Here is a 251-nt window from a genome sequence, read left to right on the forward strand (position 1 = left end):
GACCTGCTAGTTTATAAAGCCAACTAATCCTTAGTTATATTCAACAAACCTCACTCAACGATCTAATAAAGCGATTTTGAGTATGACAACTGTAATAAAGAACCCACCAATATGCATTTACGCGAATTAAAAGACAAGTCTATAAAAGAGCTTGTAAACCAAGCTGAGTCCATGGGGCTCGAAAACGTAGCCCGCTTGAGAAAGCAAGATATCATTTTTGCTATTCTTAAATCCCACGCCAAAGGCGGAGA

Annotated in this window: 1 protein-coding gene; it reads left to right on the forward strand. The window is 38.6% G+C overall.

Annotation, left to right across the window (positions count from 1 at the left end):
• Positions 1 to 111: 111 nt before the first annotated feature.
• A partial coding sequence (locus tag B4F91_RS13370; RefSeq protein ID WP_288635842.1) for a Rho termination factor N-terminal domain-containing protein occupies positions 112 to 251 on the forward strand: 140 nt, incomplete at its 3' end.

The sequence above is a fragment of the Pseudoalteromonas sp. UBA6610 genome (genome assembly GCF_002433295.1).
GTDB lineage: Bacteria > Pseudomonadota > Gammaproteobacteria > Enterobacterales > Alteromonadaceae > Pseudoalteromonas > Pseudoalteromonas atlantica.